The organism is Paenibacillus periandrae, from assembly GCF_022458865.1.
GTDB lineage: Bacteria > Bacillota > Bacilli > Paenibacillales > NBRC-103111 > Paenibacillus_S > Paenibacillus_S periandrae.
Genome location: NZ_JAJNMU010000198.1, coordinates 1 through 257, shown reverse-complemented (window position 1 = coordinate 257; position 257 = coordinate 1). Strand labels below are relative to the sequence as shown.

2 tRNA genes are annotated in these 257 nt (G+C 53.7%); both read right to left on the bottom strand.

What is annotated here, in order from left to right:
* Positions 1-40 precede the first annotated feature (40 nt).
* Positions 41-115: transfer RNA gene (locus tag LRL21_RS47500), tRNA-Glu, on the bottom strand.
* Positions 116-132: 17 nt separating this feature from the next.
* Positions 133-222 (bottom strand) — tRNA-Ser (locus LRL21_RS47495).
* Positions 223-257 lie beyond the last annotated feature (35 nt).

Genomic DNA, 257 nt, shown 5'->3' with positions numbered 1-257 from the left:
AAGGCAGATGCTCTCCCAGCTGAGCTAAGCGCCCTTGCTTTGGTGACCCGTAGGGGACTCGAACCCCTGTTACCTCCGTGAAAGGGAGGTGTCTTAACCACTTGACCAACGGGCCTTATTCAATAATAACTACGGAGAGAAAGGGATTCGAACCCTTGAGACGCTTGTGGCGCCTACACGATTTCCAATCGTGCTCCTTCGACCAAACTCGGACACCTCTCCATATGGCTCCCCGAACAGGACTCGAACCTGTGACA